This window comes from Brevibacillus parabrevis, assembly GCF_003710905.1.
In the GTDB taxonomy this organism is placed as follows: domain Bacteria; phylum Bacillota; class Bacilli; order Brevibacillales; family Brevibacillaceae; genus Brevibacillus; species Brevibacillus parabrevis.
The window spans coordinates 1-6,318 of sequence record NZ_RHHV01000025.1; the positions used below are offsets into that span (position 1 = coordinate 1).

At 44.7% G+C, this 6,318-nt stretch carries 9 protein-coding genes and 1 pseudogene; 9 read left to right on the forward strand and 1 reads right to left on the reverse strand.

Annotated features, from left to right (window positions below):
* The 9 genes from EDM60_RS29305 to EDM60_RS28875 form a co-directional block, all read left to right on the forward strand.
* On the forward strand, positions 1-1,055 hold a 1,055-nt coding region (locus EDM60_RS29305), incomplete at its 5' end, for an EndoU domain-containing protein (protein WP_244226814.1).
* Between the two features lie 20 nt (positions 1,056-1,075).
* Entirely contained in the window at positions 1,076-1,378 is a 303-nt protein-coding gene (locus tag EDM60_RS26950) for a hypothetical protein (RefSeq protein WP_122966717.1), read from the forward strand.
* 187 nt (positions 1,379-1,565) lie between these two features.
* Positions 1,566-2,003 carry a hypothetical protein gene (locus tag EDM60_RS26955; protein ID WP_122966718.1) on the forward strand — a complete coding sequence of 146 codons (438 nt, stop codon included), beginning with the start codon at positions 1,566-1,568 and terminating at the stop codon, positions 2,001-2,003.
* A 31-nt stretch (positions 2,004-2,034) separates the two neighbouring features.
* Positions 2,035-2,157 carry a hypothetical protein gene (locus EDM60_RS29510; RefSeq protein ID WP_267901894.1) on the forward strand — a complete coding sequence of 41 codons (123 nt, stop codon included), beginning with the start codon at positions 2,035-2,037 and terminating at the stop codon, positions 2,155-2,157.
* A gap of 4 nt (positions 2,158-2,161) precedes the next feature.
* A complete protein-coding gene (locus EDM60_RS28870; RefSeq protein WP_167470393.1) occupies positions 2,162-2,326 on the forward strand; it encodes a hypothetical protein in 165 nt (54 codons plus the stop codon).
* Between the two features lie 124 nt (positions 2,327-2,450).
* Positions 2,451-2,657 (forward strand): hypothetical protein, encoded by a 207-nt coding sequence (locus EDM60_RS26960; RefSeq protein ID WP_122966719.1) that lies wholly within the window; start codon positions 2,451-2,453, stop codon positions 2,655-2,657.
* A gap of 132 nt (positions 2,658-2,789) precedes the next feature.
* Positions 2,790-3,299 (forward strand): HGGxSTG domain-containing protein, encoded by a 510-nt coding sequence (locus EDM60_RS26965; RefSeq protein ID WP_122966720.1) that lies wholly within the window; start codon positions 2,790-2,792, stop codon positions 3,297-3,299.
* Positions 3,300-3,486: 187 nt separating this feature from the next.
* Positions 3,487-4,296, forward strand: a complete 810-nt coding sequence (locus EDM60_RS26970) for a recombinase family protein (protein WP_233454219.1) — start codon at positions 3,487-3,489, stop codon at positions 4,294-4,296.
* Positions 4,297-4,330: 34 nt separating this feature from the next.
* A complete protein-coding gene (locus EDM60_RS28875) occupies positions 4,331-4,501 on the forward strand; it encodes a hypothetical protein (protein WP_167470394.1) in 171 nt (56 codons plus the stop codon).
* A gap of 462 nt (positions 4,502-4,963) precedes the next feature.
* Here the strand turns inward: EDM60_RS28875 and EDM60_RS29315 are convergent.
* Positions 4,964-6,006, reverse strand: a pseudogene (locus EDM60_RS29315) (IS3 family transposase); the annotation flags it as partial.
* Between the last annotated feature and the right edge of the window lie 312 nt (positions 6,007-6,318).

The following is a 6,318-nucleotide window of genomic DNA, read 5'->3' on the forward strand; positions in this document are numbered from 1 at the left end:
CCGTGCTGACGGTGTATAGCGGTGGAATGGGCACAGCAGCATTAAAAGGCGGCAAATCGGTGGCGAAGCTGGACGTGGACGCGCCCCATGGCAAGCAACCCCATGCAGATGTGGATGCGGACGGCGGAAAAGGGAGAGGCGGTCTCTTGCACGGGTCCGGTGTAGATGACATGCTGGAAGGCGTGCCCCTCAAGGACGGGAAGCTCAAGACGAAGGCCAAACTGCTGGATGATGTGTTAAAAGAGCTGAGCGAAACGATTGCAAAGTTCCTCGAAAAGATGAGCGAGCAGTTAAACGGAAGACTGGTCGTGATGGAAGATGCGATGACGGGCCAACGCTTTTTCTTCTGGGAGAAAGGGGAGGGCTATTCCTTTTCGAAAGATCGGACAGGGCAAGGCGGGTCGCATAGTTCGGGGACATCAAAGGGGCATGACGGTAAAGTTACGGATACGGATGTTCCCAGCAAGAATACGTCGCCAAAAGGAGGAAAGGCGAGCGGAGACCTCGGGCATTCTCATCATGATGAGCCAGTTACTGATAAGAAGGGGAATGATGCTAATAAAAATCAGTCTCATGAGAAGGAGAAGGCAGGGGCTGAGGGGACGGGTAATGTTCCTCCTGTCATAAAGACTTTTAACATTAGTGAAGAGGCCTTAGATCACGCTAATATTGGTGATTTTACAAAGAATCCTCGAACTGGTGCAATACAAAAGATGAGCGGAGGGGGGCATGGACAAGATAATATAGATTTTCTTGAACAAAATGGAATTGAGTACAATATTGAAACAACATTTCCTAATGGAGTTCGGATAGGTAATGTACCTGAACATAAGTCTAAAGGAAAAAGGACAGGTACAGGGCAAGCATGGTTTCCTTCTAATTGGAATAAGGAAGATATTAGGAGGGCAGGGGAGTATGTTGCAAACCTTCCCCAGAATCAAGGAATAGCTGATGGTGTTGGTGTGTTCGGCAATTATAATGGAGTTCGGGTAGGAGTAATTAAGACAAATGGTGAAATAGGAACTGTTTTCCCTGATAATTCGATGCAACCCTAATTATTTGGAGGTATAGGAGAATGTTCGATGAAAAAGTAAGAGCAATATTAGGTGCAAGAGCACTACTAGATGAGAATGACCCGAGAATAGAACAAAAGTGGATGGAATTGACCGATGCGCTTAGTGAGAATGAAGATTTAACATTAAATTTTTTGAAGAATTGTACAAAGATAGAACTTAGTTACTTAAGTGAGGTATTTGAAGATGTGGCGTACAATTTACAGAGTAAGAAGTATATCGAATTATTATATTTACTAGATAGTAGGTATCCTGACTTGGAATTGAAGAGACATATTCAGATTGCTGAGAGTTATATCGAATAAAGTAAAGGTGCTCGTCAAAAATTTAGTGTAAACTTGCTTTACAACTCCAACAACTAGATCTTAAAATACAAACCAAACACTAAACAATTCAAACACTTGATAGACTTTCAAAGCTCTTTCCCACTTGAACGATGAGTAGGAATGAGCTTTTTTTTGCATGCCCAAATTCAAAGGAGGAAAAGGTAAAATGGCGAAACAAGCACAAAAAGTAGTGGAAACATTGGGTTTGATTGCTCAGGTCCAAGCAGAGTATCAGGCAATCGTAGAGGAAGTGAGAGGTTACTGCCAGAAAGCACGGGAGTTACGGCAACAGGTGGACGAGTTAAAACGTTCTGGCAGTACCGACCCAAATGTAGCAACAGAAGTAAGGAAGCTACTCGAACAGGCTGATTACTATAACCATCTAGCAGATCAGAAGGACGGACACCCAAGACTGGAAATCCTGCGCCGTATAGATAGCTTGGTACGAGAAGCATCTGGATTGCGGGAGACTGTCCAGCACAATGAAAATGTATTAGCTCGTCAACAAATGGAACCGGAAGAGACAGAACGAGAAGCTGTGCTAATGGTAAAACGAGCAAAGGAACAAATACAGGAAACGGAACAGCTATTGGAGTCACAATGAGCAAAGCTGACAGAATTGGAGGGGAACAGAGTTGAGTAGGAAGTTGATAAAAGAATTTGAACCACTAGAGGATATTATTGAATTGGCAAAAGAAGAAGGATTTATAGAGATTGTAGATGATGAGGATATTATTGAATTGGTGATGGAGGACTAGACGAATGGCGCAACTAAGCCCCGAAGCATTGGAAGTACGTCGGGAATACAGAAGACAATACGAACGTGAGTATTGGCGCAAATGGAGACAGAAGCCGGAGAATCGTCTGAAAGTGAAAGAGTACGAGCGCAGATACTGGGAGCGCAAGGCAAAGCGATCTAAGAAATAACACATGCAGCCGGACTCTCTTAGGCAGCACACCTATTCAAACGTACAACCAAGGACATTTTACCGCAGCAGGCACGAAACCACGAGAGCAACCAAATACGAAAGTCACAGGAGGAAATAGCACAATGACGAAACATGAAGAATTCTTATGGGAACTGTTACTTCACGAGATCGAAACGAAGGCAGAACTAACACGTATGTACTTTGACTGCTTTACGTTTATTGCTAAAACGGAACAGCTTGAGGAGTTTCAGTTGCATAAGAAACAGAGGGAAGATAGTAGGAGGAAAGTATTAGTAGAATCCTGCTTTACGGATGAACAAGAATATTGAACATGTAATGAAACACGGTTAGAGAATATCCTTACGTAGCAGAAAACAGATGGATAAACAGCTTGAAGGCAAGAAGTCCTCCCCCCGGTCGGGGAAACGATACCCCATGAAATGAGGTTAGGGGATATAAAAATGGAACAGAAACAATGCGGAGCAAAGACGAAAAGCAGTGAAGCTTGTAAAAAAACGGCTCTAAAGAATGGACGTTGCAGGTTGCATGGTGGAAAATCTACTGGCCCGAAGGACAGGGCGAAGCATAGCGAACGTCTAAAAGGCAACAAAAACGCCTTGAGGCATGGACTGTATGAAACGATCTGGATGGATACGCTAACGGAGGAAGAACAAGAGTTGTACCATCAGGTTTCAATCGACCCGAATGTACAGGTGGATAGCGAGTATCGGCTTTCAGAGTTACGGAAACGGCGTATGCTGCTGCGTATTCAGCAAGAGGAACAGAAGGACAAGCCTGACCCTGCTGAAATCAGAGCGATTGAAGACGCCATCACCAAAGTGCAGATGAATGTCGCGGCACTGATTCGGGAGAACGGCAAGCTCAGGGATATGCAGAAGCAGAAAAGCGATGGCTCGTTAGACCAGTTGGTCGAGATACTGCAACAAGCGAGAAGCAAGTTTCAAGGATGAAGACAGGAGCAGACAGAGCACACGCTTTGTTTCGCTCCTTTTTACTACCGCAGAAGGCGTGGCATCTAAAAATGAATGTAAAAATGTCTTACCACGATCACGGTTAACGAGCGGCGAAAAGGATAAAGAGGGTTGTAAATGCCTTCCGTAAGGTCGTATGGTGTTACAAAAAACAGGAGGCATTTACATGAAGGAAACGAAGGTCAAGAAATGGGTAGGCTATGTGCGTATCTCCTCGGACAGTCAGATGGAGAACACATCCATTAGTGAACAGGTAAGGCAGATTGAAGCGTTTTGCGTGAGTCAGGGCTGGCAACTGGCAGCGATCTTCAAGGACGAAGGGGTTAGCGGCAGCACAATAGAACGAGATGGTTATCAAGAGATGCTGCATTACATTCAGCAGCCCGAACATGAGGTTGGCGGAATTGTCGTGACGAAATCAGACCGTATCCATCGTCAATTGAATCATCTGCTGGACTTGATCGAAGAGGAATTGGAACCACACGGCATGGCGTTCATTAGTGTGACGGAGCGAATGGATACCTCGACTCCGCAAGGGAAGATTTTCTTGCAAATGCTTGGCGGTTTTGCTGAGTTTGAACGTGCAACCATCAATGAACGTACCCGAAACGGACGAATCGCTACGGCTAGAAAGAATCAATACGCTGGCGGAGGTATTCCTTATGGCTACAGGCTGTGGAACGGAAACATTGAACTGGATAACCAGCAAGCCAGCACCGTAAAATACATTTTTCAGGAATATGTAGAAGGAACGAACCCTTATCGCATCGCCAAGTTGCTCAACAAGGCTGGTATCCAAACCAAGACAGGAAAGGCTTGGACAGTCGTACAGGTACAAAACATTTTGAACAATGAGACGTACACAGGGTTCAACATGTACAACGGGCAAAAAGAGAAGAATGGCATTAGGCAGAAAGATGTGTTCCCCCGTATCATTAGCCGCCAGTTGTGGAACAAGGCAAGGCAGATCAGCTAATCATTACGTACGTAGACATTGGGAGGCTGGACAAATGAGCGAATTCAAAGAACGGATGATGATGTGTTCAGAAGACTACGACGAAATGATTGACATGGCTCTAGCCATGGAGGACAAGAAATGGTTTGAGGAATTGGTTACCAAGCAAAAGCGGTTACGTGAACTGGAGATTGAAATGCGTCGTGAGTTAGGCGTACTCGACTAGGATACGAGCATACTCCACAGCAGACCCACGAGAACCGGGCGAGACGACGTTCTCATGTAGGATTACCACAAATGACACCGATGAGGGGAGATACAAACGAGAGCGAACCATCTCATAGGATTAAACGTTATTGTTGACTCCAAACAAAGCATGTGACATAATTCCTCATACAGTATTCGATTGTGGTTCAGGGGATACTGCTAACTTGGTAAACTTCAACTCTTAGAGCACTTGATTGTCTGTAATGGACGACAAGTGCTTTTTTGCGTTTAACATTCTCAAATGGACAGCGTCCGATAATTACTTAATTAGTCGAGTAAGTGTTACATTTTACAATCGCATGGAGCAAAAAAGCGTATGAGAACGGGAGTGTAGCGTGTGATGAATGCAAGTGTATCCATAGACAAATTTGTCATGGAATATAAGGATGTGCCGCTTGGGGCTTATTACGGATTGATGAGTGAACCATTTCACGTATGCCCCTAGTTCCTGCTTCAACTGTGCGAGTGACCCAAATCTTCGATTCTTGACAAACTCCGTTTTAATCAGCTTAAAAGTTGCTTCTGCGACTGCATTGTCATAGGGGCAGCCTTTCATGCTTAGCGAGCGCTTGATGTTGAATGTACGGACGACGTCACCAATCGTACGATTGGTAAACTCACTGCCTCGATCCGTGTGAAAGAGCTGAATTTGACGTAGGTCTCCTTTTACGCTTGCAAAAGCTTGGTAGACGAGCGCAGCATCTTTACTGGTTCCACAACTATACCCAATAATCTCCCGATTGAATAAGTCCACGAGCAGACAGATGTAGTGCCATTTGTTTGCGACTCGGACATACGTCAAATCACTCACAACCGCCTCGAGTGGTTCATCTTTTGTAAACTCGCGGTTCAGTTCATTCTGGATTGGTGAATCGTTACACGGTGACTTATGCGGTTTATACTGGGAAACCGTATACGCCGATACAAGACCATTCTTTTTCATCAAGCGTCCAATCCGCCGTCTGGAAACGATCCATCCTTCTTTTTGTAGGGTTGCCTTGATCTTTCTGGTTCCATACACGCGCTGATTCTCATCAAAAATATGGATGATTGCTTGCTCCACCTCATCATCGATAGATGGCTGCTGGCTACTTTCATAATAGTAGGTACTCCGATTCACCTTGAGAATGGTGCACATGGCAGACACGGGGTATTTATGTGCATTGTGCCGGATCACTGTTATTTTCGTCCGAAGATCAGCGCTGCTTGCTTTAAAATATCGTTCTCCATCTTCAACCGTTGATTTTCCTTACGCAACGCCATGAGTTCATTTTGTTCCTCTGTTCGGTTGTCCTTTTCTTTGAAGCAACCTGTGGTTCTACTCTGTTTGACCCAACGGTCAAACGCAGATGCACTCAGATCATATTCTCTCAAAATATCTGCACGTGGTTTGCCATTTTCATAAAGCTGAATCATCTGCTGTTTGAATTGATCTGTAAATGACCGACGCTCACGTTTCCCCACGACATTCTCTCCGTTCCATGTCGATTTGATTTCAATCTACTAGACCCTAAGAGAATTGTCCAATTCAGTGTAGCCGATCGATCCGGTTACAGCAGTAGGCAAGCAAGGACTCTGGAACTGGCACTATGGCACATGCATCAACTGTAAAGGTGACAATGGATCGGCTACACTGAATTGGACAATTCTCTTAGGGTCTAGTAGATTGAAATCAAATCGGTATGGAACGGAGAGAATGTCATGGGGAAACGTGAGCGTCGGTCATTTACAGATCAATTCAAACAGCAGATGATTCAGCTTTATGAAAATGGCAAA